Origin of the sequence: Microbacterium azadirachtae (assembly GCF_000956545.1) — a bacterium.
GTDB classification, from domain to species: Bacteria; Actinomycetota; Actinomycetes; order Actinomycetales; family Microbacteriaceae; genus Microbacterium; species Microbacterium azadirachtae.
The window spans coordinates 1-26144 of the sequence record NZ_JYIT01000070.1; the positions used below are offsets into that span (position 1 = coordinate 1).

Below are 26144 nucleotides of genomic sequence, written 5' to 3' on the forward strand. Positions count from 1 at the left end.
GCGTCAGATGTGTATAAGAGACAGGAGACGTATCCCCGGGCCGCCCTCATCCCGTTCGCTGGTCGCGTTCTGCGGGTATCCGCGAAGGATGACCGCCATCTTCGACCAGTGAGCGGCGCGCCCGGGGATACATCTCCGGGCGGATGACCGGGGCGGACCCCATCGCGTACCGTGAGGGGGTGTTCCGCTCCGTCCCGCGCTTCTGGCTCGTCTTCGACATCGTGGGCAGCGCCGTCGGCCTGCTCCTCACGCTGCCGCTGACGTTCACCTTTGAGGCCGGCACCATGAGCCGGTGGATCCCCGACGGCACCGCGTCGTACCTGCTCGTGCTGCTGGTCGCGGTGATCCTGTGGGGCGCGGCTGCGATCAGCCGGCTCTCCCCGGTGCTCGCCCTCGGCGTGGCGTGGTTCGGCGCCGTGGTGCAGATGGCGTGCGGCTTCTCGCCGGGCGCCTACGACCTGGCGATCCTCGCGGTGGTCTTCGCGACGTCGGCGTGGGGGTCGGTGAGACTGCTCTGGATCGGCGGCGCCTCTGCGCTGGGCGGTGGCCTCCTCGCCGGCATCTACATGTCCCTGATCAACGAGCAGGCCCTGATCCAGGATGCCGAGACGGGGCTGCGCGTCGCGCTGGTCGCGGTGCTGCTCGGCACCGTGTCGGTGCTCACCCTGGTGATGGCCTGGGGCGGCTCAGCGGGCGTTCGCCAGGGCGGCGATCGCGCGGCGGTCGGGCTTGCCCGAGGTGAGCAGCGGGACCTCGGCGAGCATCAGGATGCGTGAGGGGCGCGCCACTGTGCCCACTTCGGCCGCGACCCTGTCGCGCGCAGCGGCGAGGAGCGCCTCCCCCTCTGCCTCCGGGCCGGCGGCGACGATCGCGGAGCCCTGGCCCCAGCGCTCGTCGTCCACCGCGACCACCACCGCGCCCTCCAGCCCCGGGACCGACCGCACGGCGCGTTCGACCCGGTCCAGGGAGACGTTGATCCCGCCCGACACGATGACGTTGTCGAGGCGGCCGATCACCGCGACGCGGCCGTCCGCGACCGTGCCTGCGTCGCCCGTGCGGTACCAGCGCACCCCGTCCGCGTCGACGGCGAAGGCGCGCGCGGTCAGGCCGGGATCGCCCAGGTAGCCGTCGGCGAGCATCGGCCCGGTCAGACGGATCTCACAATCGACGGCCTCCGCCCGCACACCGTCGAGCGGCGCGCCGTCGTACACGCACCCGCCCGCGGTCTCGCTGGAGCCGTAGGTGCGCACGATCCGCGCACCCACCTCCGCGGCCCGCTCCCGCAGGACGGGCGGGAGCGCCTGCCCTCCGATGAGCACCGCGTCGTACGAGGCCAGCGCGGCGCGCACCTCCCGCTCATCGGCGGCGTCGACCAGCGTCGCCAGCTGCGCCGGCACGAGCGAGGTGTATCGGGGTCCCGCGCCGAGGCCGCGGGTCGCCGCGACGAACGCCCCCGGTGCGAACCGCCCCTCCAGCAGCGCCGGCTCGGTGCCGGCGAGGTGCGCGCGCACGAGCACCTGCAGCCCCGCGACGTAGCCCGCCGAGAGCGCGAGGGTCCAGCGCCCGGATCCGATCCGCTCCGCCGTGGCCGCGGCGCTCGCCCGCAGCGCGGCGGCGGAGAGCACGACCCGCTTCGGCACGCCCGTGGATCCGGAGGTCGCGATGACCGCCGCGGTGCCCTCGGGCACGACGTCGTCGGGCCCCGGCTCGAAGCCGAGCGCGAGCGGCGCCGTGCCGTCGAGCGCGGCAGGAAGCGCCGCCTGCACAGCGATCGGATCCGCCCCGTCGGTCCCCCGCAGCCTCACGCCCGGCCGCCTGCGAGACTCGCGTTCAGAGCGCGCGAATGGCTCCATCCGGGGCGCGGATCCAGCCACGTGCGCGCTTTCAACCCCTGGGGCATGGCGTCAGAAGTGCCAGGGGTAGGGAGACCAGTCGGGCTCCCGCTTCTCGAGGAAGGAGTCGCGGCCTTCGACGGCCTCGTCCGTGCCGTACGCCAGGCGCGTCGCCTCGCCCGCGAACACCTGCTGGCCGACCAGCCCGTCGTCGACGGCGTTGAAGGCGAACTTGAGCATGCGGATCGCCGTGGGCGACTTGGTGAGGATCGTGCGCGCCATCGCGACCGCCTCGCGCTCGAGGTCGGCGTGCGGCACGACGCGGTTCACCGCACCCGCCTGCATCGCACGCTCGGCCGAGTACTCCTCCGCGAGGAAGAACACCTCGCGGGCGAACTTCTGCCCGGTCTGGCGCGCCATGTACGCGGATCCGTATCCGGCGTCGAAGGATCCGACATCCGCATCGGTCTGCTTGAACCGACCGTGCTCGGCGCTCGCGATCGTCAGGTCGCAGACGACGTGGAGCGAGTGACCGCCGCCGGCCGCCCATCCGGACACCACGGCGATGACGACCTTCGGCATGAAGCGGATGAGCCGCTGCACCTCGAGGATGTGCAGGCGTCCCGCCCTGGCCTGCGCGTCGGCAGGCACCGCGCTCTCGTCGTCGGAGTACTTGTAGCCGTCGCGGCCGCGGATCCGCTGATCACCGCCCGAGCAGAACGCCCAGCCGCCGTCCTTCGGGCTCGGGCCGTTGCCGGTGAGCAGCACCACGCCGATGCGGGGATCCTGCCGCGCCGCGTCCAGAGCCCGGTACAGCTCGTCGACGGTGTGCGGCCGGAAGGCGTTGCGCACCTCCGGCCGGTCGAACGCGATCCTTGCGATCCGGCCGTCGTTCGAGACGTGCGCGGTGATGTCGGTGTACTCCCCGGCACCGGGCGCGAGCGTCCACTCGGCGGGATCGAACAGGTCGGAGACGTGCGTGTCGGTCACAGGATCAGCCTATTCCGCGCGGCCGGGACGCGGATGCGGCGTCGCTGTGCGGCGTACGCGACGCAGCTTGAGCCAGCCGTCGACGATGTCCCACGCGGCGAACAGCACGAGACTGAAGCCGACGACGACGCCGAGGATCCCGAACACCCCGCCCTGCGCCGCCGATGCGCGCTCCCCTCGCGCGAAGCCCTCGCCGCCCGCCTCCGTGATGAACGCGATCAGGGACGGGTTGACGAGCTCGCCGCGGACCAGCAGCGTGAGCGTCGCGGCGGCGAACGCGAGGGCCAGCACCGTGTTGATCACGGCGAGTCCCGTCGTCCATCGCTGTCGCACGAAGAGGGCGACGCCGAACGCGGCTTCGAGGACGAGGAACCCCCACACCACGATCCAGGGCCACGGCTCGGGGGCGAGCACCGGGATCGGGGATCCGCCCGTCGGGAAGAACCCGAGAAGGCGATCCCACACGATCGCGCCGGCCATGACGGCCAGGAAGACGAGCGAGGCGATGAGGTCCGTGCGCCCGGAGCGGGCCTCGGCCGTGGGCGGCAGCTGCTCGGGGGTCCAGTCCAGGATCGTGTCGCCCGTGGAACCGGTGCGTTCGAGCACGAAGAAGACCAGGGTCGTCCAGAACACCACGTGCACGACCGTCTGGATCAGCACCGCGACGGCGCTGCCGAAGACCGCGCCCACGGGTGCCCGTGCGATGAGCTGACCGAGCACCACGCCGCCGACCCCGCACAGCGGCACGATCCAGAGCAGCAGGCGGAGCAGGCGCAGCCAGGCCGCGTAGTAGCGGGGCCCGACCACCCACATGGGCCGGTCGAGCAGGGAGGACGCGTACGCGATGGGCTCTCCGAGCGCGGCGACGACCTCGCGCTCCGCGCCGTCCCGGTCCTCTCCCTCGGCGATGCGGGGCTCGACCTGCTCGGCGATCGAGGCCTCGAGCTCGGCGAGGATCTCGGCGCGCGAGGAGGCGGGCACGGCGCGGGCGACGGCGGCGACGTAGCGGTCGGCGTAGGCGGATTCGGTCATGATCGGATCTCCTGGTCAGGGAAGCGTCTTCGCGGCGGCGGCGATGGCCTCCAGCTCGCGGATGAGGGTGTCGGCCAGGCGGAGCCCGGCGTCGGAGGTGCGGTAGAACTTGCGCGGCCGGGCCTCGTCGGTGTTCCACTCGCTCGTCAGGTATCCCTGCTTCTCGAGCCGGCGGAGCAGGGGGTAGAGGGTGTTCGCGTCGGTGGGGAACCCGGCCGAGCCGAGCTGCTCGAGCAGGCCGTAGCCGTATCCGGGCTCGCGCAGCAGACGCAGGCTGGCCAGCACGATCGTTCCGCGCCGCAGCTCCTGCAGATGCCCGTCGAACTCCTCATCGCTCATGTTCGACACCATATTGTGCGTCACACACTATTGTCAATCGCACGTCTCGCCCCGAACCCCGCGACTGCGCCGGAGGCGGCCACGATCTGCACACGGTGCGACGATCCGCACACGACGAGCGCGGATCCCTGTGCGGATCGTCACCCGGGGTGCAGATCGTCGCGCGCACCTGCGGGCAGGGCGGATCCGGTCGGCGGATCCGCGGGTGCATGATGGGGGCATGACCGACCTCCCCGCCCTCGCCGAGCTCCTCGAGACCGCGCGGGTTGTCGCGTTGCCGATGCACACCCGGTTCCGCGGAGTGGACGTGCGCGAGGCGCTCCTGTTCGAGGGACCGGAGGGGTGGGCCGAGTTCTCGCCCTTCCCGGAATACGGCGACGACGAGGCCGCGACCTGGCTCGAGGCCGCGATCGCCGACGCCTGGCATCCGCGCCCGGCAGGGCTGCGCGACCGCATCCCGGTGAACGCCACGGTGCCGGCGGTGCCCGCCGAACGGGTGCCGGCCGTGCTCGCGCGCTTCGACGGGTGCCGCACGGCGAAGGTCAAGGTCGCGGAGGCGGGGCAGACGCTCGCCGACGACATCGCCCGGGTGCGCGCCGTGCGGGCGGAGATGGGGCCGGAGGGGCGGATCCGGATCGACGCGAACGCCGGCTGGAACGTCGACGAGGCCGAACGGGCGATCCATGCCCTGGCGCCCTTCGACCTGGAGTACGCCGAGCAGCCGTGCGCCTCCGTGGCCGAGCTCGCCGAGCTGCGCGAGCGGATCCGCTATCTGGACATCCTCGTCGCGGCGGACGAGAGCGTGCGGAAGGCGACGGATCCGCTCGAGGTCGCCCGCGCGGGTGCGGCCGACCTGCTCGTCGTCAAGGCGCAGCCGCTCGGCGGCATCCGCCGCGCGCTCGACATCGTCGCGGACGCAGGGCTCCCCGCCGTCGTCTCCAGCGCTCTCGACACCGCGGTGGGGCTGTCGCTCGGGGCGGCGCTGGCCGCGGCGCTCCCCACGCTCGAGTTCGACTGCGGCCTGGGCACCGCGTCCCTGTTCGCCGACGACGTCGCCGACGCCCGCCCGCGTGCCGGGTGGGTGTCGCCCGCCCGTGTCATCCCGGATCCGGCCGCCCTGACCCGCCTCCAGGCTTCCGCCGATCGCCGCGACTGGTGGATCGCACGCCTGACCCGCTGCCACACCACCCTCGCACAGCGCTGACCCCGGCCCCCTTCCGTCTATTTGCGCCAAACCGTGGGGTTCAGGGCCCGAATCCCACGGTTTGGCGCAAATAGACGGAAGGAGGGAAGGGGTGCGCTGTCAGCCGAGCAGCAGCGTCACCAGGCGGCCGAGCTCGGTGCTGCCGGTGCGTCGCAGCTGCGCGTCGTCCTGGCCGGCCATCGCGCCGCGCACGGTCATGCCCTCCCACACGATGAGGAGCATGCGCGCGGCGATCTCCGGCTCGACCCGCAGCGACATCGTGCCGCTCGCGACGATGTCCTCGATGATCCGGGCGATGCCGGCGACCATCTCCTGCTCCTGCTTGAGATAGGCCTTGCCCCAGGCGTGGTCGCGGAGCGCCCGGAGCCGGATCTCGCTGAGCAGCATGACGCCGAGGCGGTCGTCGCTTCCCGTGTCCATGACCTGCTGCACGAGCGTGGTCGCGTCGCAGTCCTGGGCGAGCGCACCCGACTCGTTCAGCTCGGTCACCCGCTGCCGCACGGCCGTCAACCGCTCGGCCGAGACCGTGCCGGCGAGCTCGAGGAACAGCTCGTCCTTCGACTCGAAGTTCGAGTAGAAGGCGCCGCGCGTGAAGCCCGCGCGCTCGCACACGGCCTCGACGGTCGCGCCGTCCAGTCCCGCCTCGGCGAACACCAGCGCCGCGGCCTCGAGCAGCCGTGCCCGCGTGTTCTCCCGGCTCCTGGTCGCACTGCCGGTCATCCGCACCTCCGTCGTCGCGCGCCTCTGCGCGATTCACATCCCGCGCACAGATTATCCCGCGGCCTTCGTTCTACGATACATTCACGTATCGAATACACAAGTGTATCGAACCCGCCCGTGCATCCCTCGGAGGAACCCGTGTCCACACTGCTCTCGTCGCTCGGACGCTGGTCGTTCCGCCACCCCTGGCGCGTGCTCGTGGCCTGGCTGCTCGTGCTGGGCATCGCAGGCGGCGCCGCCCTCGCCCTCGGCAAGGGCACCGACAACACGTTCAAGATCCCTGGCACCGAGTCGCAGGCGGGCCTCGAGCAGCTCGAGCGCACCTTCCCCCAGGTGAGCGGCACGAGCGCGCAGTTCATCGTCGTCGCGGCCCCGGGAGACCGGGTCACCGACGCCGACTACAAGGCGCCGATCGAGCGGACCGTCAAGGACCTGGGCGACGTGCACGGCGTGCTCGCGGCGACCAGCCCCTACGACGAGCACGTCACCGGCATGGTGAGCGACGACCGCTCCGCCGCGATCGTGCGGATGCAGTTCGACGGCCAGGCGTCCGACGTCTCGGCGGCCACCAAGGACACGCTGCGCACCGCCGTGAGCGACCTCGAGAAGGAGCTGCCGAGCGGATCCAGGGCGGTCATCGGCGGCGACCTGTTCTCGATGTCGATCCCCGCGATCTCGATCACCGAGGGCATCGGCCTCGTCGTGGCGCTGCTCGTGCTGATCGTCGCCTTCCGCTCATTCGTCGTGGCAGGAATGCCGCTGCTCACCGCGATCCTCGGGGTCGGCGTCTCGATGGCCGCGATCTTCGCCGCCACCGCCTTCGCCCCCGTCTCCTCGACCACGCCGCTGCTCGCCCTCATGCTCGGGCTCGCCGTGGGCATCGACTACGCGTTGTTCATCACCGCCCGACATCAGGATCAGGTGCGCGCGGGGGTGGATCCCGAGGAGTCCGCCTCGCGGGCGACCGGCACCGCGGGCTCTGCCGTGGTCTTCGCCGGCATCACGGTGCTGATCGCCCTCGTCGGGCTGGGCTTCGCGGGCATCCCCTTCCTCACCACGATGGGGATCGCGGCGGCCGTCGCCGTGCTCATCGCCGTGCTCATCGCGGTGACCCTGACGCCGGCGATCCTGGGCTTCCTGAAGGGACGTGTCGCGGGGCGCCCGGTGCGGCCGCGTCGTCCCCGCAAGGGAGAGAAGGAGGCGCGTCCGCGTCGCCCCTTCTCGGAGCGCTGGGTGACCGGCGTCACGAAGCATCCCGTGCTCGTGGCGATCGCGATCGTGCTGGGTCTCGGCGTCGTCGCCGTGCCGGCCGCGAACCTGGCGCTCGCGCTGCCGAACTCCGGTGTGCAGCCGCAGGGGTCCGAGGCGCGGGAGAACTACGACCTGACCGCGGAGCACTTCGGCCCCGGCTTCAACGGCCCGCTCATCCTCACCGGCACCATCGTCACCTCGAAGGATCCGGTGGGCCTGATGAAGGATCTGGGCGACGCCGTCGGGAAGCTGCCGGGGGTGGCGGAGATCGCCCTGGCGACCCCGAACCAGACGGCCGACACCGGCATCGTCCAGGTGATCCCGACCACCGCCCCGGATGCCCCGGCGACCGCCGACCTCGTGCGAGAGCTGCGCTCCCATCACGACGAATGGCTCAAGGAATTCGGGATCGACGTGAAGGTGACCGGCTTCACCGCCGTCGCGATCGACATCTCCGATCAGTTGGGCGCCGCACTGCTGCCGTTCGGGATCTTCGTGATCGGCCTGTCGCTCGTGCTGCTCACGATCGTGTTCCGCTCGATCTGGGTGCCGGTCACGGCCGCGCTCGGCTACCTGCTCTCGATCGTCGCCGCATTCGGCGTGGTGTCGGCCGTGTTCGAGTGGGGCTGGTTCGCGGATGCGCTGCACGTGGCACGGGTCGGACCGATCATCAGCTTCATGCCGATCATCCTCATGGGCGTGCTGTTCGGGCTCGCGATGGACTATCAGGTCTTCCTCGTCTCCCGCATGCGCGAGGACTACGTGCACGACGCCGGCTCCCGCAGCGACGACCGCGCCGAGCGCCGCGCGGCCGCCCTGCGCGCGGTGCGCAGCGGCTTCACCGGATCCGCGAAGGTCGTCACCGCCGCCGGGCTCATCATGTTCGCCGTCTTCGTGGCGTTCGTGCCCGAGGGCGACTCGTCGCTCAAGCCGATCGCGCTGGGACTCGCGGCGGGCATCGCGATCGACGCCTTCCTCGTGCGGATGACCCTGATCCCCGCTCTGATGGCGATCCTCGGCGAGCGCGCCTGGCGCATCCCCGCCTGGCTCGAGCGGATCCTGCCGAGCGTCGACATCGAGGGCGAGGCGGTCGAGCGCGAGCGGCACCTGGCGTCCTGGCCGGGCGACGACTCCGTGGTCGCGGCCGACGGCCTCGCCGTCGCCGGCATCGTGCAGGGGCTGGATCTGCGGGTGCCCGCGGGCTCGGCGCTCGTGCTGACCGGAGGCGACGGCACCGTGCGCCGCGCCGTGGCGCTGGCGGTCGCCGCCCGCGTGCCCTCCGAGGGCCGGCTGCGCGTGGCCGGTCATCTGCTGCCCGGGCGGGCCGCCTGGGTGCGCGCACACGTCGGGTGCGTGCTCGTCGATGCGGAGCGCGACGAGTCCGCGGATCCGCTGCACGAGCTGCGGGACGCCCTGCGCGGGCGCACCTCGCTGGTCGTGATCGACGGTGCCGACCGCCTGACGCTCGCCCAGTCCGAGCAGGCCTCCGCGATGCTGCGCGACGCCGCGGAGCGCGGCCCGCTCGCGGTGCTCGCCACCGCGGCGGACGCACCTGCCGCCGCCCGCCTGCTCGCCGACGCCGGCTGGGCCGATCCGCGGATCCGCGATCTCGACGCCCCGCAGCCGTCGTCCGACCTGCCCGCACAGACCACCACCGACCTCGACGAGGTGTCCGCATGACGAACCGCCTGTCCGCGCTGATCGAGCGCGCACGTTCGCACAAGCCGATCACGGCCCTCACCCTGATCGGCGTGCTCCTGCTGCCCGCGATCCTGGGCGGCGTGCTCGTCGCCGCGCTGCAGGACCCCACCCAGCGGCTCGACACGATGACCGCCGCGATCGTGAACGACGACGAGCCGGTGACCGTGAACGGCCAGCTCGCCCCGCTCGGGCGTCAGCTCTCCGCCGGGCTCGTGGACGGCACGGGGAAGAAGGACGAGAACCTGACCTGGGTCGTCTCGAACGAGAAGGACGCGACGGCGGGACTCAAGGACGGCACCTACCAGGCCGTCGTCCGGATCCCGAAGGGCTTCTCCGCCGCCGCGGTGTCGGGCGGGAGCGCCGTGCAGGATCCTTCGAAGCCGGCGGAGAAGGCAACGATCTCGGTGACGACGGCGCCGCAGGCGCGCGCCGCGGACGGACTGATCGCCAACCAGATCGCCGCGACCGCGGCGTCGACCATGGGCACGGAGATCTCCAAGAGCACCCTGCAGAACGTGCTGGTCGGCTTCAGCACCCTCGGCGACAAGATCGGCGAGGCGGCGGACGGCGCCGACAAGCTCGCGAACGGCGCGAAGTCGGCCGCGACCGGAGCGGCCGCCCTTCCCGACGGCGCGACCAAGCTGGCCGACGGCGCCGGGCAGCTCGCCGACGGCGCCTCCCAGCTGTCGAACGGCCTCGGCACGATCGCGAACGGGATCACGTCGGCGCAGACCGGCGCGAACCAGGCGGGCGCACAGCTCGCGCAGGGCGCGGACGCTCTGCAGGCGCAGGGGCTCGTGCCGGCCGAGCTTTCTGCAGGGGCGAACGGGGCGGCACAGGCATCCGCGGCCACCAAGAGCGGCATCGACTCACTTTCCGCCGGGCTGTCCAAACTCTCCGCCAATTGCTCTGCGGTCGCCAGCGCCACGTTCTGCGAAGAACTCGCGAATTCCGCCGCAGGAGCCGCAGCTCTGGCCGATCCGAAGGGGCCCGCCGCCCTTGCCGCCGCCGCGTCGAACGGCACAGCAAGCGGGCTCACCCAGCTCAACACGCAAGCCACATCGACGATCGCGGGTCAGTTCCGTGCCGCCGCCGACGGCGTGAACCAGCTCTCCGACGGTCTCGGTCGGCTCGCCGACGGCACCACGCAGAGCGCGACCGGTGCAGGGAACCTGGCCACCGGCGCGACCGGCCTGCAGTCCGGCGCGACGCAGCTCGCCGACGGCGCCGCCCAGCTCAGCACCGGCGTCGGATCGCTCGCGACCGGCACCGCGGGCCTCGCCACGGGACTCCACCAGGCGGCGGACTCGCTCCCGAAGCGCACCGACAGCCAGGCGTCATCCCTCGCCGAGGTCGTCGCGGATCCGGTCAAGGCCGACACCTCGGGCGGGATGTTCGGCCCCACGGCGATCCCGCTGCTCGCGGCCGTCGTGCTGTGGTTCGGCGGACTCGTGTCGTTCCTCGTGATGCGGGCGTTCACGGCGCGTGCGCTCACGTCGCGCCGCCCATCGGCGCTGCTCGCCCTGCGCGCCTTCGCCCCCGCCGCAGCGCTCGGCGCGGGTCAGGGACTGCTCGTCGCGCTCGTGGTGGAGATCGTGGCTAAGTACGACCCGGCGCGCTGGTGGGCATTCGCGGGCGTGGCGGTGCTGGCCGGCGTGGCGTTCGCCGCGGTGAACCAGGCGCTCGTCGCCGTGCTCGGCGGGATCGGCCGCTGGATCGCCGCGGTCATCGGCGTCGCCGCTCTCGGCGCGGGCATCATCTCGACGCTGCCCGGATGGCTCGCCACGATCGCGGGCGCATTGCCCACCTCGCCGGCGGCGACCGCGCTGCTGGGCGACCAGGGCACCGGATCCGCCGTCGCCGCGCTTGTGGTGTGGACGGTCCTCGCGCTCGTCGCCACGACCCTCGCTGTGACCGCGCGGCGCACCACCTCGACCAGGGCGATCCTGGCCCCGGCCGTCTGATCCGGACGGCGGGCGCGGCACGCTCCTCGGTGCCGCGCCCGCCGTCTCGTCGGTCAGGCCGTGCGGGCCTGGTCCGGCGGCACGAGCTTCGCGTCCTGCGCCGGGAACAGCACCTTCTGGATGATGATGATCGCGGACGCCGCGACCGGGATCGCGACGAGCGCCCCGAGGATGCCGCCGAGCGCGCCGCCGCCGACCGCGGCGATCACGACGAGCGCACCGGGCACGGCCACGGCCCTGCTCATGATGCGCGGGCTGATGACGTAGGCCTCGATCTGCATGTAGACGAGGTAGTACGCGAAGGCGATCAGCGCGGTCAGCGGCGAGACGAACAGGCAGATGAGCGAGTTGATGATGGATCCGGTCAGCGTCCCCACGAGCGGGATGAGCGAGCCGATGAACGCGATCAGCGCGAGCAGCGCCGGCAGCGGCGCCCCGATGATGGTGAGGAAGATCAGGCTCAGGACGCCGTTGATGAGCGCCAGGCTCGCCTGGCCGATCACGTAGCGGCCGACCGCACCCGACACGTCCTCGACGAGCTCGGTGAAGCGAGGACGCCGGTACGCCGGCACGAAGCGGGCGGCGGTGCGCTTCATCGTCCGCAGGGAGGCCATGAAGTACAGCGTCAGGATCAGCACGATCGTGAAGCCCGTGAACCCGCCCGCGATGCCCGCGCCGACGGCGAGAACACCGCCGCCGATCTTGGTGATGTTGGCCGGATCCTTGAAGAACTTCGCGATCCCGTCCACCGCCTGGCTGAACGAGTCGCCGTACTGCGCGGCGAGCTGGCGGTACCAGTCGCTGCGCAGCAGATCGTCGATCATCTTCGGGCCCGTCTCGACGAGGTGCGCGATCTGCTGCACGACGATGGGCACGATCGCCAGCAGGATCCCGGCGAAGGCCAGCACCACCACGACGACCACGATCGCGACGGCCGCGGCGCGCGGGAGCTTCCTCTCGATCAGCCGCACGATCGGGTCGAGCCCGAGTGCGAGGAACAGCGCGATGCCGATGTACACGAGCACCGTCGACAGCTGCCCGACGATCGTGCCGATGAGGAGCGCGACCAGGACCCCGAGCGCCCCGACGAGACCGAACGTGAACGGCTCGATCCGCACCCCGCCGGCCGACGGACCGGGCTCTCCCGTGATGATCGTGACCTGACGTCTGCGCATGCTGCCCCCTCGTGCCGTGTCGTCGTGCTCTTCGTCGAGCGTATGGCACGCACGACGCGGATCACGAGGGCCGCCGACGACGCGGGCCGCTAGACGCTCGCCGTACGGATCCTGACCTCGCGCTCCATGCGCTTCTCGTGCCGCTGGCGTCCCTTGACCGCCTCGGCCTCGCGATTCTTCGGCGGGGCGTTCGTGACCAGCTGATCGAGCATGCGGCGGGTGGCCTGCGCAATCTCGTCGATCGCCTGCTCGAACGCCGGTGTGTTCGCCCGCGACGGATGCGTGGAGCCGCTCACCTTGCGGACGAACTGGAGGGCGGCCTCGCGCACCTCGTCATCGGTGGTCGGCGGCTCGAAGTTGTGGAGGCAGCGAATGTTCCGGCACATGCCGCGACGATAACCCGGATCCGCGGATCAGGAAACGGCCGCGAGGGCGAGCACGGCGACGAGCACGGTGGACGCCGCCGCGACGAGCCCCCCCAGTGCGAAACGCCCCCAGGGCACGGTCACGCCCAGGGCGGTGATCCGGTGGTGCCAGAGCAGGATCGCGAGCGAGGCCCACGGCGTCACGAGCGGGCCGAGGTTCACGCCGATCAGCAGCGCCATCAGGGCGACCGGGTCGTGCGCCGCGAGCGGCTCCAGCACGAGGTAGGCCGGAAGGTTGTCGATGCCGTTGGCCGCGAGCGCGCCGATGCCCGCGACGCGCAGCAGCTCCCCCACGCCGTGGCCGTCCGCGGCGAGCGGGGTGAGCAGCGCGGCGAGCCCGCGCGCGTGCGCAGCCTCCACGATCACGAACAGCCCGGCCGCGAGGCCGAGGGCCTGCCACGGCACGAGCGCGAGGCGCAGGGCCCGGCGCCGCCGGAACGCGAAGACCACCACGAGGATCAGCGCGGCCGCCGCGGCGGGGATCCACACCTCCTGCACGAGGGCGAGCAGCGGCAGCAGTGCGACGAGCACCACCGCCGAGACCACGAACAGCACGCGATCCGTCGGGCGGGCCTGCGGCGGAGCCGTGTAGCGGCCCCGGAGCGTCCTGCGGTGCGCGATCGTGAGGATCGCGACCGGCACGAGCACCCCGGCGAGCGCCGGCGCCCAGCTCAGGGCGAGGAAGGCCGCCGGATCCGCCCCGATCCTCGACGCGGCGAGCAGGTTGGTCAGGTTCGACACCGGCAGCAGGAGAGACGCCGTGTTGGCGAGCCACACGGTCGCGAGGGCGAAGGGCAGGGGCGAGACGCCCACGCCCTGGGCGAGCAGCACCACCACCGGCGTCACGATGACCGCGGTCGTGTCCAGCGAGAGGAACACCGTGCTGACCACCGCGAGCAGGATGACCGCGCCCCACAGCGCGAGCACACGTCCTCGACCCCAACGGGCCAGGTGCTGCGCGACCACGTCGAACACCGCCGCGTCCCGCGCGAGCTCGGCGACGATCGTGATCGCGACCACGAACCCGAGCACCGGGGCGGTCCGCCCGGCGAGCGCCCCCGCGTCCGCGGCGGGCAGGATCCCGGTCGCCACCACCACGGCAGCGACGATCACGAGCAGGATCACGAGCAGCGCCCCCGGGCGCAGCCTGCGGCGTCCCGCCTTCATCGTGCGCGCCCCGCGGCCCGGCCGCACGGCGCGGTGCGCCGCCGGTTCAGCTCAGACCCGAGTAGACGTGCAGGCCCTTGAAGAACAGGTTCACGATGGTGAAGTTGAACAGCACCGCCGCGAAGCCGACGATCGAGAGCCAGGCCGAGCGGGATCCGCGCCAGCCGCGCGTCGCGCGCGCGTGGATGTAGCCCGCGTAGAGCACCCAGATGATGAACGTCCAGGTCTCCTTGGTGTCGAAGCCCCAGTACCGGCCCCAGGCGTCGTTGGCCCAGATGGATCCGGCGATCAGCGTGAACGTCCACAGGATGAAGCCGACGGTCGCGAACCGGTAGGCGAGGCTCTCCAGCCGGTCGGCCGTCGGCAGCGTCGCGAGGAACCGGGGCCCGGGCTTGGACGCCTCGGCCAGGATCCGGGACTCGCGGCGGGCCTGCATGAGCTGGAAGACGCTCAGCGCGAAGGCGAGGGCGAAGAAGGCCGTGCCGAGCGATGCGACGAACACGTGGATCACGAGCCAGACGCTCTTGAGCGGATCCGCCAGCGGCACGACCTGCGTGTAGAACCCGGTGGCGGCACCGCCCAGCAGCACCACGACGAGACCCACGATGAACGTGCCCAGGTACTTCAGGTCGTACCAGATGTTCACCGCGATGTAGACGGCGATGATCAGCAGCGTGCCGGTCATGGAGAACTCGTACATGTTCGACCACGGCACCCGGCCCGCGGCGATGCCGCGCAGCACGACGCCCGCCAGGTGGAACAGGAAGCCGAGCGTGGTGAGCGCCGTGCCGATGCGGGCCATCACGTACCGCGGCGGGGCCGCGGCCTCGGCGCCCGAGGCGGTGCCGGCCCCACCCGACGACGACGCCGAGGAGCCGCCCACCGCCGCGCCGACGAGCTCGCGCTCCGGCACGGCGACCTTGGCGTCCGCGGCGGCCTGGGAGCGCCGGGCGAGATCGAGCGCGTAGGCGATGAACGCGGCCGCGTAGATCGCGACAGCCGTCCAGATCGTCAGGATCGACATCGAGTCGAAGTTCATGCTGTCAGCCTACTTCCGCGGAATTCCGCTGTCATCGGCCTCGGAGGGGCCATCGGGTTCGGAGGTGCCGCGGGTCTCCGCGACCGCCGCGGTGGTTCCCGCGGCGTCGAGCAGGCGGGCGTGACCGTCGCGGAGGTCCTCCACGGCCGCGGCCAGGGTCGGGTCCTCGCCGCGGGCCAGCCCGGCGTACTCCAGGTGCACGGCGCCGTCGACGACCACGGCCTTGACCCACATCCGCCTCCGCGGCACGAAGAGGGCGAGCACGAGGCCGAGCACGGCGAGCGCCGCGAAAGCGAGCACCCACTGCTCGGAGGGGTCGTGATGGATCTGCAGCGAGACGTAGCGCTTCACCGACTGGGCGTAGTCCTTCGCGTCCTTCGGCGCCTCGTTCTCGAACGTGATGGTGCCCATCCCGTTCGGCAGGGCGGTGGTCTCCCCCGGGGCCAGCTCGATCGACTTCACGCCGGTCTTGCCGCCCGTGAGCTGCGTCATCTTCGCGGTGTCGAGCACGTACACCGACCGCGGCGTGCCGTCGTCGATGCCGAGGTCGCCCGCATAGACGTTGAGCGTGAGCGTGGGGTTCACCAGCGCCGGATACACCGAGGTGAGCGCGCCGGAGGCGAGCTGTCCCGCCGTCGGGTAGAAGAAGCCCTGCAGGCCGAGCTGCTCCGGCAGGCCGTCGGCGACCTTGACGATGCCGATCGACATCATCGTGCTGTTGTTCTGCGGGAGGAACGGGACGGAGTCGTGGTAGACCACGTCGCCCTTCGCGTTCTTGACGGTGATCGTGGGCGCGTAGCCGTTGCCGAGCAGGTAGACGCGGTCTCCGGCGATGCCGAGCGGGTGGTTCACCTGCACCGAGGCGTCGCGCGGCTTCTGCCCCGGCTCCGTCACGGAGACGTTCGCGGAGAAGTCGCCGGCCAGTCCCGAGGACGGGCTGCCCTTCTCGAAGGGCTGGTACGTGACGTCGAACGAGTCCAGCGTCATCCGGTACGGGGCGAGGGCGTCGTCGGAGACGAAGCGGCCGCGGTTCATCGACGAGTAGTCCAGGAGCGTGTTCACGAAGCTCGTGCCCTGCACGACCACGCGCTGCCCCGTGTAGGCGAAGCTGCCGCCCACGCCGACCGAGACGAGCACGCCGACGAGGGCCAGGTGGAACAGCAGGTTGCCGGTCTCCCGCGCGTAGCCGCGCTCGGCCGACACGGAGAACCCGCGCTTGTCGTCGTAGCGCTCGACGCGGTAGCGCAGCGCGCGCAGCTGCTTCTCGGCGATCGCGACGGCCTCGGCCGCGGCGGCCTGCGCATCCGTGCCGGAGACGGTGCGTACGGCCTCGCGATGGTCGTCGAGACGGGACAGCCGCACCGGCGTGCGGGGAGGGCGCGAACGCAGTGCCTTGAAGTGATGCTTGATGCGCGGGATCACGCAGCCCACGAGCGAAAGGAACAGCAGCAGGTAGATCGCCGAGAACCACGCCGACAGGTAGACGTCGAACAGCTGCAGCGAATCCATGATCGGGAACAGATCCGGGTGGTCGACCTTGTACTGCGTGACGCCGTTCGGATCCGCCATCCGCTGCGGGAAGATCGAGCCGGGGATCGCGGCGATCGCGAGGATGAGCAGCAGCACGAGGGCCGTGCGCATGCTGGTGAGCTGCCGCCAGCCCCAGCGCAGCCAGCCGACGACGCCGAGCCGTGGCGACTCCACGCCCCCGTCGACGGGCTCCGCCACCGCGTCGATGTGGTCGCCGGGGCGCAGCGGATCCGTCGAGTCCCCTCGTGCGGACGCCTTCTTCTTCGTGTCTTGGTTCGTCACGTTCGATCCCTGTGCTTCGTAAGGCTCAGCAGCCGTGTGCCCGGCCCACGGTCAGAGCGGGAGCTCGACACTGCCGACCACCGCCCCGATGCTCGACATGATCGTCTTCCAGACCCCGGTCACCATGAGCAGGCCCAGCACGATGAGCAGCGCGCCGCCGACGATGTTGACCACGCGCACGTGGCGGCGCAGGAACGAGACCGACCTGGTCGCCCAGCCGAAGCCGAGCGCGACGAGCAGGAACGGGATCCCGAGTCCGAGCGAGTAGGCGACGCCCAGCCAGACCGCCCGGCTCACGTCGCCGACGTTGACCGACAGCGCGACGATCGCCGACAGCGTGGGGCTGAGGCAGGGGCTCCACCCGATTCCCAGGGCGATGCCGAGCAGGGGGGCACCGATGAGGCCGGCACGACCGGAGACGTTCATCCGGATCGTGCGCTGCGCGACGCCGAACACGCCGACGAACACGAGGCCCATCACGATGATGACCGCGCCGAGCACGCGGGTGATCACGTCGCCCCAGCGCAGCAGGAACACGCCCGCCGCTCCCCCGACCACCGCCATGAGGATGAAGACGAGCGTGAAGCCCAGGATGAACAGCAGCACGCCGAGCACCATCTGACGACGGGTCGGGGCGTCGGCCGTGCCGTCCTGGCGCTGTCGCGCGCCGCTCACCGCGCCGCCGACGAAGCCGAGGTAGCCCGGCACGAGCGGCAGCACGCAGGGCGAGAGGAACGACAGGAGCCCGGCGAGCATGGCGACGGGCACGGCCGCCCAGAGCGCGCCGGTGCCGACGATGGCGTCGATGTTCACGAGATCGGATTCACTTCTCGCGCGTCACTTCTCATCCAGGGCGTCCTGCACGAGCGTCTCCAGGATGGAGGCGGATCCGATCGGCCCGATCACGCGGGCGGCCACCCGGCCCTGCTTGTCCAGGACCAGCGTCGTGGGGGTCGCCTGGATCGAGGTGACCTCGGCGAAGGCGTACTTCGCGTCGCCCGTGTTCACGTCGATGATGCTGGGGTAGGTCACCCCGTACTTGTCGTTGAACGCGACCGCGGTGCCGGCCTGGTCGTAGGTGTTCACGCCGACGAACGAGACGCCCTTGCCGTCGAACTTCTGCCACACCGCCTGGAGGTCCTTCGCCTCGACCCGGCACGGTCCGCACGCGGCGTACCAGAAGTTCACGACCGCGACGTCGCCGGCGATCTCGGCGCTGCTGAACTTCTTGCCGCTCTCCAGCGTGCCCGAGAAGGCGACCGGCTTGGTGCGGTCGCCCGGCTTGATCTCCTCGACGCGCATGCCGTCGGAGCCGATGTAGCCCTTGTTGTCGCCGTTGCGGTACTGGTCGGCCACCGGATCGGCGGCGCAGCCCGCGAGGCCTGCGGCGAGCACGGCGCCGAGCACCAGGGCGCCCGCCGTCGCGGTGCGCGGCCGCCGGCGGCGTGCGCGCGGACGATCGGACGCAGTCCCGAGGGGCGCGGACGGGCGCGACGAACTCAGAGGCATGCTCTGAATCCTACGAAAAGACTCTATGCACCCGGTGGGCGCGGGCTGGGCGGGGTCCCCTGCGGGGCGTGGGCGCCGCGTCAGACCGCGTTCGCGATGAACGCCCAGAACAGCGCCCCGGCGTAGAGCAGCGTGCCGAGCGAGGTGAGGGCGAGCGCGATCACGAGCTCGCCGGGCTTGCCGTACGCCCACACGATCACGACCGCGGGCAGGATCGCGAGCAGCGCGAGCAGTCCGATCCAGGCGACCGGATAGAACAGCGCCAGCAGCACGAGCCCCAGGAACGGCAGGATCACGAACAGCGTGTAGAGGATCTGCGTCGCGCGCCGGCCGATCACCACGGTCAGCGTGCGCTTGCCGACCACGCGGTCCTGGTCGATGTCGCGGAGGTTGTTGGCGAGCAGCACCGCGCAGGCGAAGAGACCGACGGCGACGGCCCCGATCCAGGCCTCCTGCGGCAGCTTCAGCGACTGCACCCAGGTGGTGCCGAGCGTGGCGACCAGCCCGAAGAACACGAACACGAACACCTCGCCGAGCGCGTTGTAGCCGTACGGGCGCTTGCCGCCGGTGTAGAACCAGGCCGCCACGATGCACACCGCGCCGACGGCGATCATCCACCACTGCTGCGTGCGGATCACGATCCCCACGCCCGCGATCGCGGCGAGCGCGAAGAAGGCGAGACCCGTGTACAGCACGCTCTTCGCGCTCACCCGCCCGGAGGCGGTGAGGCGCGCGGGGCCGACCCGGTGCGCGTCGGTTCCGCGCACGCCGTCGCTGTAGTCGTTCGTGAAGTTGACGCCGATCTGCAGGCACACGGCGACGGCGAGGCACGCCAGCGCGATGACCCAGTGGAACTGCGGATCGCCCAGCCGGGCCGCTCCCGTGCCGACCAGCACGGGAGCGATCGCGAGGGGAAGCGTGCGCGGACGCGCCGCGCCGATCCAGTCGCCCGCGGTGACCGGCGCCTGCGCCTCGACGGGGCGCTTGGCGGGATTGCCGGAGCGGGAGCGCGTCACCGGACGTGCAGACGCGGACGCGGTCTTCTTGGTGCGGTTCTGGGACTTGCGGTTCGCCACCCCGGAATCCTAGCGGCGCCGCGTGTGCCCGGCCGCCGGAGCGGCGCCGCGATGCGCCGGGGTCAGCGGCGCCGCGATGCGCCGGGGTCAGCGGCGACGCGCGTCGGCGATCGCGGCGCGCAGGTCGTCGGCGAGGGCGCGCAGCTCGGCGTCGTCGAGGGTGTGCGCGGTCAGCCGGATCTGCGGCGAGGCCTCGTCCGGCTCGAGGAGGAACCCTCCGCCCGTGCGCACCAGCCAGCCGCGGCGCATCATCGCCTCGGAGACGGCGCGCCCGTCCGCCCCGCACTCGACCCACACGTTGAGGCCGTCGTCGCCGCGCACCGTGATGCCGCGCTCGCGCAGCAGGGCGCGCAGGGCGTCGCCGCGTTCCGCGTAGTGCGCCCCGGCGCGCTCGAGCGCGGCAGGGGTGTCGGGATGGTCGAGCATGCCGACGGCGACGCGCTGCAGGATCCGGCTCACCCAGGTCTTCCCGGGCGAGAGCCGGGTGCGCAGCTGCGCGGCGGTGTCGGCGTCCGAGGCGAGGAGCGCCAGCCGCAGATCCGGGCCGAGGAACTTCGACATCGACCGCACCAGCGCCCACCGCGGGTGGCCGTCCGGGATGACCGAGTGGTACGGCCGCCGCGAGAGCAGCGAGTAGTGGTCGTCCTCGACGATGAGCACGTGCGGCGCCTCGGCGAAGACGGCACGCAGTCCGGCGGCGCGCGCGGCGCTCATGCTGATCCCCGTCGGGTTGTGCGCACGCGGCGTGCAGACGACCGTGCGGGCGCCCGCGTCGATCGCGGCGCGGAGGCCCGCGACGGTCATCCCCTCGTCGTCGAGCGGGATCCCGACCGGGCGGTATCCGCCGAGGCGGACCACGTTGATGCTGGAGAGGAAGCACGGATCCTCGAGACCGACGACGTCGCCGTGCGCGAGGGAGGCGACCAGCAGGCGCTCCAGTGCGTCGACGGCGCCCGAGGTCACGGACAGCTCGAACGGACGCGGCTGCGCCTCGGCGAGCCAGGACGCGGCCCAGGTGCGCAGCCCCTCGTCGATGAGGGCGTCGCCGTACAGCGCGGGCGTGCGCAGATCGACCTCGGCCAGCACCGGGAGCGGCAGCAGGTCGGGATCGGGGTTGCCGCTGCCGAGGTCGCGCAGCACGGTCTCGGCAGCGAACCCCTCCTCCTCGGTGCGCAGCGGCTCGGTGACGACCGTGCCCCCGCGGCCGCGGCTCTCCACGGCTCCCGCACGGGCGAGAGCGCGGTAGGCGGCGGCGACCGTGTTGCGGTTCACCCCGAGCAGGTCGGCCAGCGCCCGCACGGTCGGCAGGCCGGCGCCGGGCCGCAGCGCCCCGGATCCGATCAGGGCGCGGATGGAGTCGGCGATCTCGTGCGCCGTGCTGCCCTGGATCCTCGCGTCTGCCACGGCTCTCAGCCTATGGGCACGCCGGGCACGGCGCTCCGCCGCCGCGTCGCGGCGCTCCGCTCCCCGGGATCGGCGGTCAGGACGAGGCGGCCGGCACGATCGGCCGGTGCTCGTAGAAGGTCTGCAGCACGACCGTCGTGCGGGTGCTCACGTTCGCGGCGAGGCGGATGTCGCGCACCAGCTGCTCCAGCGCGCGCGGCGAGGCGACGCGCACGAAGAGCATGTACGCGGCGTCGCCGGCGATCGAATGGCAGGCCTCGATCGCGTCGAGGTGCTCGAGCAGCTCGGGTGCATTGTCCGGCTGGGCGGGGTCGAGCGGCGTGATCTCGATGAACGCGGAGAGCGGCTTGCCCACCGACTCCGCATCGATCACCGGACGATACCCGGTGATCGCGCCCCTCGATTCGAGCCGCTTCAGGCGGGACTGCACGGCGGACACCGAAAGGCCGGCGGCCTCGGAGAGGTGCGCGAGCGTGGCACGCCCGTCCTGAGACAGGGCGGCGAGGATCGCGAGGTCGACAGGATCGTCCATGTCTGGAATAATATCCTGAGTTGATCCACTTTTGCAGGAATTTTTCCTGCACGTCCCTCGATCGGAGGTCCCGATGTCCCTCACCACCACCCCCAGCAACGCTCTCATCGGCGAACCCGAGGTCGTCGAGGACGCGGCGATCGCCGAGACCTCCGAGGCCTGGCGGATCCTCAAGGACGCCGCCATCGCCATGCGCCCGCTGCAGATCAAGGACGGCTCCGTGCCGAACGCGGACGACCACGAGGCCGCCCGCGCCCACGTCGCCGCCATCATCGCCGGCATCACGGCCCTCGCCCCCGCCTTCCCGCACGACACCGCGTATCTCGAGGCCTCGGTCAAGGACTTCCAGCGCTGGGCCGACGAGGGCTTCGGCGTGCCCGACTTCCTCGACTCTCTCGTCGCGTTCCAGCCGCAGGAGCACCGCGTCGACGGGATCCGTCACCTCGTCGTCTTCCCGATGTACACGCAGAACGGCTCGAGCGACCGCCTCGTCGAGGCGCTCATCGTCGAGACCATCTGGCCCGAGTTCATCGCCGACCTCGAGGCCGGCGACTACGGCAACAAGCTGTTCGTCTCGCTGCGCCTGGTCGACTTCACGCCCGGCTACGACACCAACTCGGCCGTGCTGTTCCCCGAGACCGTCGCCATGCGCGAGATCCCCTCGTTCACCTGGGGCGCGATCTTCCAGGACCGCGAGGCCGCCCGCTACCGCCGGGTCGTGCGGGCCGCGAGCGAGATCACGAACCTCGAGCTGCCCGAGCGCGCGGCCGCCATGCTCGACGACCAGCAGATGACCGAGAAGACGTTCGTGATGTGGGACATCATCCACGACCGCACGCACATGCGCGGCGACCTGCCGTTCGACCCGTTCATGATCAAGCAGCGGATGCCGTTCTTCCTCTACTCGCTCGAGGAGATGCGCTGCGACATGACCGCGTTCCGCGAGTCGGTCAAGATCGAGCGCGCGTTCGACGCCCGCATCGCCGCCGGCGAGCAGCTCACCGCCAGCGAGCAGGAGATGCACGACTACGCGCACCTCGTGCAGTACGCAGTGATCTTCGACCGCATCTTCCGCTTCGCGATCACCGGCACCCGCACGCGCAACTACGACGCCGTCGGCGGCCAGCTGCTGTTCGCCTGGCTGCACCAGCGCGGCGTGCTGCACTGGACCGACACGGCGCTCGCCTTCGACTGGGAGAACGTGCCGGACGCCGTCGTGGCGCTGGGCGACGCGATCGACGACCTGTACTGGCACTCGATCGACCGCCCGAAGACGGCGCACTGGCTCGCGGCGTACGAGCTCGTCCGCGGCACCCTCACGCCGCACCCCGCCTCGCAGTGGGCTCGCGGGCTGTCCGACGAGATCCTCGCCGGAGCGCCGAAGGGCTACACCGACGCGGTGCTGGACGACGAGTTCCCGCTGTCGATGTTCTTCGAGACGCTCGACAAGAAGATGAAGCCGGTCATCGAGTCGACCGTGGGCATCCGCGGCACCGACGACTGAGCAGGATCCGGCACAGCCGCGCAGGATCCGGCACGTGATGGCGGGAGGATCCCGGATGGATGGACAATCGATCCGGAATCCTCCCGCCATCCGTCTCTCCTGCCCCGGCCGCCCCTCCCCTCGGCACCGGCGCCGAACGACCTGAAGGAGCACCGCATGACCGCCGCAGGACGCACCGTCCTCCTCGCCGGGGCGACCAGCCCGTCCGGCCTGACCCTCGCACGGGCCCTCCTCGCCGCCGGAGCGCGCGTGATCGCCGTCGGCCGCGACCAGGAGAAGATCGACGCGCTCGCGGCCGCCGCGCACCCGGCCGCGGATCGAGCCGGCACCGGCTCCGGCACCGGCTCGATCCGCGTCGAGCGGTGCTCCCTCACGAACGAGGCCGAGGTCGCCGCGCTCGCCGACCGCCTCGCCGCCGACGGCGAGCACGTGGACGGGCTGGTGCCGCTCGTGGGCGGCTGGCGCGGCGGCGGCGGTCTCGCCGGGCAGACCGAGGAGGACTACCGCGCGCTGGAGCAGTCGTTCACCGCGGTGCGGGTGACGAGCCGTGCCTTCGACGCCGACCTGCGCGCGTCCGACGCCGGCCGCTTCGCGATCGTCTCCTCCACGGCTGTCGCCCGGCCGCTCGCGGGCGGCGCGAACTACGCGGCCGTGAAGGCGGCGAGCGAGACCTGGACCCGGGCCGTGGCGCAGGGCTTCGCCAAGGCCGCACGGGACGCCGGAGAGCCGCTGCGCGCGGCCGCCGTGGTGCTCCGGGTGCGCAGCCTGGACGACGTGGTCGACGCCCTCGCAGCGCGCGTCGTCGCGCTGTGGGACGAGGATGCGGCCGCCCTCAACGACCGCATCGTCGACGTGGCCTGAGCCGTCAGCGGGTTCTCGCGCGCCCCGCGTCCCGGTGCTCGCGCGTCCGCCACACGCGAGCGATGAGCGCCTGCGCGGGCCCCGAGAGCAGCAGCAGGAACATCGCCGCATAGCCGATGTCCGGCAGCAGCACGGCGACCACGAGGGCGACCGCGAACAGCGCGCTCATCACGACCTCCGCGATGATGCCGCGGCGCAGCGACGCCGGCGGGATCCGATGCAGATCGGGATGACGGCGCAGATAGAGCCGGGTCACGAGCATGAGCAGCGAGGAGAGCAGCAGAGCGCCGATGTAGAGCGCCTTCTGCGTCGCGTCGTTGCCCATCGATCCGAGCATGGCCGTGGCCACGGGCAGCCACACGATCGTGAACATCCAGCCCACCTGCAGCCAGACGAGCGCATTCGTCACCTTCTCGACGCGATCGAAGACGCGGTGATGGTTCATCCAGAAGACCGCGATGATCAGGAAGCTCAGCCCGAAGCTGAACAGCTGATCGCCCTCCTGCTGGACGTAGTCGAGCGCGCCCTTGTGCTCGCGGGCGAACTCCGCCACGTTCTCCAGCAGCGGCAGGATCAGCAGGGTCATCGCGATCGCGACCACCGCATCCACGAACGCCTTCAGCCGCTCGGCGGACAGGGGCGGACGTGTGGCGTCGTCGATCGGCGTCTCGTCATCCGTGGCGGGCTGAGTCACTCCCGAATGCTCCCGTACCGGCAGGACCGGGTCAAGGCGCCGCGCCCCGGCACCGGGCGGCGCGGCCGTGACGGCCGACGGGACCGCATCGTCTCCCCGTAGAATCGATCGGTGAACATCGAGCACGACCCCGCGGTCCGGGGCTTCGCATCCGACAACTACTCCGGCATCCACCCCGAGGTGCTCGCAGCGATCACGGCGGCCAACGGCGGCCACCAGATCGCGTACGGCGAGGACCGGTACACCGAGCGGCTGCAGGAGGTGTTCCAGCACCACTTCGGCGAGGGCGTCGAGGCGTTCCCCGTCTTCAACGGCACCGGCGCGAACGTCACCGGCCTGCAGGCGATGCTGCCGCGCTGGGGCGCCGTGATCGCGGCGACGACGGCGCACATCAACGTCGACGAGGGCGGCGCGCCCGAGCGCATCGGCGGGTTCAAGATCCTCTCCGTGCCGACCGACGACGGCAAGCTCACCCCCGAGCTCGTCGACCGCGAGGCCTGGGGCTGGGGCGACGAGCACCGCGCCCAGCCGCTGGTCGTCTCGATCACCCAGTCCACCGAGGTCGGCACCCTCTACACCGCCGACGAGATCCGGGCGCTCGCCGACCACGCGCACGAGCGCGGCATGAAGCTGCACCTCGACGGGGCTCGCCTGTCCAACGCGGCCGCCGCCCTCGACCTGCCGCTGCGGGCCTTCACCCGCGACGCGGGCGTGGACGTGCTGAGCTTCGGCGGCACCAAGAACGGCGCGATGCTCGGCGAGGCGATCGTCGTGCTCACGCCCGGCGCGGCCGACGGCCTCGTCTACTCGCGCAAGTTCAACATGCAGCTCGCCTCGAAGATGCGGTTCGTGTCGGCGCAGCTGATCGCACTGCTCGAGGGCGACCTGTACCTGCGCAACGCCCGTCACGCGAACGCGATGGCGCAGCGACTTCGTTCCTCGCTCGAGGCGGGAATCGCGGACGGCACCATCCAGGGCGTCGGATTCACCCAGCCGACCCAGTCGAACGGCGTCTTCGCGACACTCCCCGACGGCGTCGCCGACCGCCTGCGCGAGACCTTCCGGTTCTACGACTGGAACGCCGCCCGCAACGAAGTGCGCTGGATGTGCGGATTCGACACGACCGAGGCCGACATCGACGCCCTGGTCTCCCTCGTCGCCGACGAGACCACCCGCTGAGGAACGACCCGCCGGGATGAGCCGGCGGACGGTGGGGGCGCGGCGCGGCTAGCGCAGCAGTCCGAGGTGCGCGAGCGCCTGCCGGATGAGCGTGCCGCGCCCGCCCTCCATCTCGGCGGCGAGCGCGTCGCTGGCCGCCTCCTCGGGGCTGAACCAGGTCACCTCGAGCGCGTCCTGACGCGGCTCGCAGGTGCCCGTGACGGGCACCACGAACGCCAGCGAGACGGCGTGCTGCCGATCGTCGTGATAGGCGCTGACCCCCGGGAGGGGGAAGTACTCGGCCACCGTGAAGGGCGCGGGCGACGGGGGCAGCATCGGGAACGCCATCGGCCCGAGGTCGTTCTCCAGGTGCCGGAACAACGCATCACGCACGGTCTCGCCGTAGCGCACGCGGCCGGAGACGATCGTGCGCGTGATCTCGCCGAGCGGCGTGGCGCGCAGCAGGATCCCGATGTCGGTGACGACACCGGATCCGTCGGTGCGCACCGGCACCGCCTCGACGTACAGCATCGGCAGCCGGCGCCGCGCCTGCGCGAGCTCGAAGTCGGTGAGCCAGCCGGGGTTCGCCCCGCCTGCGGCACCCAGACCGTCGAGCCCCGACGGGAGCCCTCCCGCGAGCGCGTCGGGGAGGCCGTCGTCGTCGGCCGGATCGGGGTCGGGTGTGCGTACCGCCATGATCCCTTTCTATCAGCGTCTCCCCCGCCTCACCCTGACATCTGCGGCAGGATGGTGAC

General features: G+C 71.7%; 24 protein-coding genes. 7 read left to right on the top strand and 17 right to left on the bottom strand.

Annotated features, from left to right (window positions below; all coding sequences use genetic code 11):
* The first annotated feature begins 179 nt into the window (after positions 1-179).
* Positions 180-776 carry a hypothetical protein gene (locus RL72_RS19135; protein WP_156156727.1) on the top strand — a complete coding sequence of 199 codons (597 nt, stop codon included), beginning with the start codon at positions 180-182 and terminating at the stop codon, positions 774-776.
* On the opposite strand, the gene RL72_RS07070 is transcribed toward RL72_RS19135, so the two are convergent.
* The 4 genes from RL72_RS07070 to RL72_RS07085 all read right to left on the bottom strand — a co-directional run bounded on the left by RL72_RS07070 (position 687) and on the right by RL72_RS07085 (position 4193).
* Positions 687-1805, bottom strand: coding sequence for an AMP-binding protein (locus RL72_RS07070; RefSeq protein WP_045250122.1), 1119 nt, complete (start codon positions 1803-1805; stop codon positions 687-689). The two genes, RL72_RS19135 and RL72_RS07070, sit on opposite strands and share 90 nt — an antisense overlap.
* 99 nt (positions 1806-1904) lie before the next feature.
* Entirely contained in the window at positions 1905-2822 is a 918-nt protein-coding gene (locus RL72_RS07075; protein ID WP_045250123.1) for a 1,4-dihydroxy-2-naphthoyl-CoA synthase, read from the bottom strand.
* Positions 2823-2831: 9 nt separating this feature from the next.
* The gene (locus RL72_RS07080; RefSeq protein WP_045250124.1) at positions 2832-3854 is read right to left on the bottom strand and encodes an HAAS signaling domain-containing protein; all 1023 of its coding nucleotides are present in this window, start codon (positions 3852-3854) and stop codon (positions 2832-2834) included.
* A 15-nt stretch (positions 3855-3869) separates the two neighbouring features.
* The gene (locus RL72_RS07085; protein ID WP_045250187.1) at positions 3870-4193 is read right to left on the bottom strand and encodes a PadR family transcriptional regulator; all 324 of its coding nucleotides are present in this window, start codon (positions 4191-4193) and stop codon (positions 3870-3872) included.
* Between the two features lie 220 nt (positions 4194-4413).
* On the opposite strand from RL72_RS07085, the gene RL72_RS07090 reads away from it, so the two are divergent.
* Entirely contained in the window at positions 4414-5397 is a 984-nt protein-coding gene (locus tag RL72_RS07090) for an o-succinylbenzoate synthase (protein ID WP_045250125.1), read from the top strand.
* A 99-nt stretch (positions 5398-5496) separates the two neighbouring features.
* Here the strand turns inward: RL72_RS07090 and RL72_RS07095 are convergent, their stop codons facing one another.
* Positions 5497-6117: a TetR/AcrR family transcriptional regulator gene (locus RL72_RS07095; protein ID WP_045250126.1), complete on the bottom strand. Its 621-nt coding sequence runs from the start codon at positions 6115-6117 to the stop codon at positions 5497-5499.
* Positions 6118-6255: 138 nt separating this feature from the next.
* Between RL72_RS07095 and RL72_RS07100 the strand changes: the two genes are divergently transcribed.
* Positions 6256-9048, top strand: coding sequence for an MMPL family transporter (locus RL72_RS07100; RefSeq protein WP_045250127.1), 2793 nt, complete (start codon positions 6256-6258; stop codon positions 9046-9048).
* A complete protein-coding gene (locus RL72_RS07105) occupies positions 9045-11033 on the top strand; it encodes a YhgE/Pip family protein (protein WP_248700407.1) in 1989 nt (662 codons plus the stop codon). Before RL72_RS07100 ends, RL72_RS07105 begins: the two co-directional genes overlap by 4 nt.
* A 53-nt stretch (positions 11034-11086) precedes the next feature.
* Here RL72_RS07105 and RL72_RS07110 read toward each other — a convergent pair whose 3' ends face one another.
* From RL72_RS07110 to RL72_RS07155, 10 genes are all read right to left on the bottom strand, one after another.
* Positions 11087-12208 carry an AI-2E family transporter gene (locus RL72_RS07110; RefSeq protein WP_082072229.1) on the bottom strand — a complete coding sequence of 374 codons (1122 nt, stop codon included), beginning with the start codon at positions 12206-12208 and terminating at the stop codon, positions 11087-11089.
* Positions 12209-12297: 89 nt separating this feature from the next.
* Positions 12298-12594 carry a DUF2277 domain-containing protein gene (locus RL72_RS07115; protein ID WP_045250128.1) on the bottom strand — a complete coding sequence of 99 codons (297 nt, stop codon included), beginning with the start codon at positions 12592-12594 and terminating at the stop codon, positions 12298-12300.
* A gap of 27 nt (positions 12595-12621) precedes the next feature.
* Positions 12622-13800 carry an SLC13 family permease gene (locus RL72_RS07120; RefSeq protein WP_045250129.1) on the bottom strand — a complete coding sequence of 393 codons (1179 nt, stop codon included), beginning with the start codon at positions 13798-13800 and terminating at the stop codon, positions 12622-12624.
* 46 nt (positions 13801-13846) lie between these two features.
* Positions 13847-14839 carry a c-type cytochrome biogenesis protein CcsB gene (gene ccsB / locus RL72_RS07125; protein ID WP_045250130.1) on the bottom strand — a complete coding sequence of 331 codons (993 nt, stop codon included), beginning with the start codon at positions 14837-14839 and terminating at the stop codon, positions 13847-13849.
* A 9-nt stretch (positions 14840-14848) separates the two neighbouring features.
* Positions 14849-16651 carry a cytochrome c biogenesis protein ResB gene (resB, locus tag RL72_RS07130; protein ID WP_045250131.1) on the bottom strand — a complete coding sequence of 601 codons (1803 nt, stop codon included), beginning with the start codon at positions 16649-16651 and terminating at the stop codon, positions 14849-14851.
* A gap of 51 nt (positions 16652-16702) precedes the next feature.
* On the bottom strand, positions 16703-17464 hold the full coding sequence (locus RL72_RS07135; RefSeq protein ID WP_175491256.1) for a cytochrome c biogenesis CcdA family protein: 762 nt from the start codon (positions 17462-17464) through the stop codon (positions 16703-16705).
* A gap of 24 nt (positions 17465-17488) precedes the next feature.
* Positions 17489-18160, bottom strand: a complete 672-nt coding sequence (locus RL72_RS07140; protein ID WP_082072230.1) for a TlpA family protein disulfide reductase — start codon at positions 18158-18160, stop codon at positions 17489-17491.
* Positions 18161-18240: 80 nt separating this feature from the next.
* Complete coding sequence (locus RL72_RS07145; RefSeq protein ID WP_082072232.1) at positions 18241-19236, bottom strand: 1,4-dihydroxy-2-naphthoate polyprenyltransferase; 996 nt, start codon at positions 19234-19236, stop codon at positions 18241-18243.
* Positions 19237-19323: 87 nt separating this feature from the next.
* On the bottom strand, positions 19324-20649 hold the full coding sequence (locus RL72_RS07150; RefSeq protein ID WP_045250132.1) for an aminotransferase class I/II-fold pyridoxal phosphate-dependent enzyme: 1326 nt from the start codon (positions 20647-20649) through the stop codon (positions 19324-19326).
* A 67-nt stretch (positions 20650-20716) separates the two neighbouring features.
* Positions 20717-21172, bottom strand: coding sequence for an Lrp/AsnC family transcriptional regulator (locus RL72_RS07155; protein WP_045250133.1), 456 nt, complete (start codon positions 21170-21172; stop codon positions 20717-20719).
* Positions 21173-21245: 73 nt separating this feature from the next.
* Between RL72_RS07155 and RL72_RS07160 the strand changes: the two genes are divergently transcribed.
* A complete protein-coding gene (locus tag RL72_RS07160; protein ID WP_045250134.1) occupies positions 21246-22676 on the top strand; it encodes a DUF6421 family protein in 1431 nt (476 codons plus the stop codon).
* A gap of 156 nt (positions 22677-22832) precedes the next feature.
* Positions 22833-23537, top strand: coding sequence for an SDR family NAD(P)-dependent oxidoreductase (locus tag RL72_RS07165; RefSeq protein WP_045250135.1), 705 nt, complete (start codon positions 22833-22835; stop codon positions 23535-23537).
* Between the two features lie 4 nt (positions 23538-23541).
* Here RL72_RS07165 and RL72_RS07170 read toward each other — a convergent pair whose 3' ends face one another.
* Entirely contained in the window at positions 23542-24231 is a 690-nt protein-coding gene (locus RL72_RS07170; protein WP_248700408.1) for a TMEM175 family protein, read from the bottom strand.
* 111 nt (positions 24232-24342) lie between these two features.
* On the opposite strand from RL72_RS07170, the gene RL72_RS07175 reads away from it, so the two are divergent.
* On the top strand, positions 24343-25410 hold the full coding sequence (locus tag RL72_RS07175) for a threonine aldolase family protein (protein ID WP_045250136.1): 1068 nt from the start codon (positions 24343-24345) through the stop codon (positions 25408-25410).
* Between the two features lie 48 nt (positions 25411-25458).
* On the opposite strand, the gene RL72_RS07180 is transcribed toward RL72_RS07175, so the two are convergent.
* Positions 25459-26085: an NUDIX hydrolase family protein gene (locus RL72_RS07180; protein ID WP_045250137.1), complete on the bottom strand. Its 627-nt coding sequence runs from the start codon at positions 26083-26085 to the stop codon at positions 25459-25461.
* Positions 26086-26144 lie beyond the last annotated feature (59 nt).

Excerpts from the sequence above, each read along its gene's own strand:
- RL72_RS07080 (WP_045250124.1), bottom strand. The coding sequence starts at position 3,854 with ATGACCGAATCCGCCTACGCCGACCGCTACGTCGCCGCCGTCGCCCGC.
- RL72_RS07085 (WP_045250187.1), bottom strand. The coding sequence starts at position 4,193 with ATGAGCGATGAGGAGTTCGACGGGCATCTGCAGGAGCTGCGGCGCGGA.
- RL72_RS07090 (WP_045250125.1), top strand. The coding sequence starts at position 4,414 with ATGACCGACCTCCCCGCCCTCGCCGAGCTCCTCGAGACCGCGCGGGTT.
- RL72_RS07095 (WP_045250126.1), bottom strand. The coding sequence starts at position 6,117 with ATGACCGGCAGTGCGACCAGGAGCCGGGAGAACACGCGGGCACGGCTG.
- RL72_RS07105 (WP_248700407.1), top strand. The coding sequence starts at position 9,045 with ATGACGAACCGCCTGTCCGCGCTGATCGAGCGCGCACGTTCGCACAAG.
- RL72_RS07110 (WP_082072229.1), bottom strand. The coding sequence starts at position 12,208 with ATGCGCAGACGTCAGGTCACGATCATCACGGGAGAGCCCGGTCCGTCG.
- RL72_RS07115 (WP_045250128.1), bottom strand. The coding sequence starts at position 12,594 with ATGTGCCGGAACATTCGCTGCCTCCACAACTTCGAGCCGCCGACCACC.
- RL72_RS07120 (WP_045250129.1), bottom strand. The coding sequence starts at position 13,800 with ATGAAGGCGGGACGCCGCAGGCTGCGCCCGGGGGCGCTGCTCGTGATC.
- ccsB (WP_045250130.1), bottom strand. The coding sequence starts at position 14,839 with ATGAACTTCGACTCGATGTCGATCCTGACGATCTGGACGGCTGTCGCG.
- RL72_RS07140 (WP_082072230.1), bottom strand. The coding sequence starts at position 18,160 with ATGCCTCTGAGTTCGTCGCGCCCGTCCGCGCCCCTCGGGACTGCGTCC.
- RL72_RS07155 (WP_045250133.1), bottom strand. The coding sequence starts at position 21,172 with ATGGACGATCCTGTCGACCTCGCGATCCTCGCCGCCCTGTCTCAGGAC.
- RL72_RS07160 (WP_045250134.1), top strand. The coding sequence starts at position 21,246 with ATGTCCCTCACCACCACCCCCAGCAACGCTCTCATCGGCGAACCCGAG.
- RL72_RS07165 (WP_045250135.1), top strand. The coding sequence starts at position 22,833 with ATGACCGCCGCAGGACGCACCGTCCTCCTCGCCGGGGCGACCAGCCCG.
- RL72_RS07180 (WP_045250137.1), bottom strand. The coding sequence starts at position 26,085 with ATGGCGGTACGCACACCCGACCCCGATCCGGCCGACGACGACGGCCTC.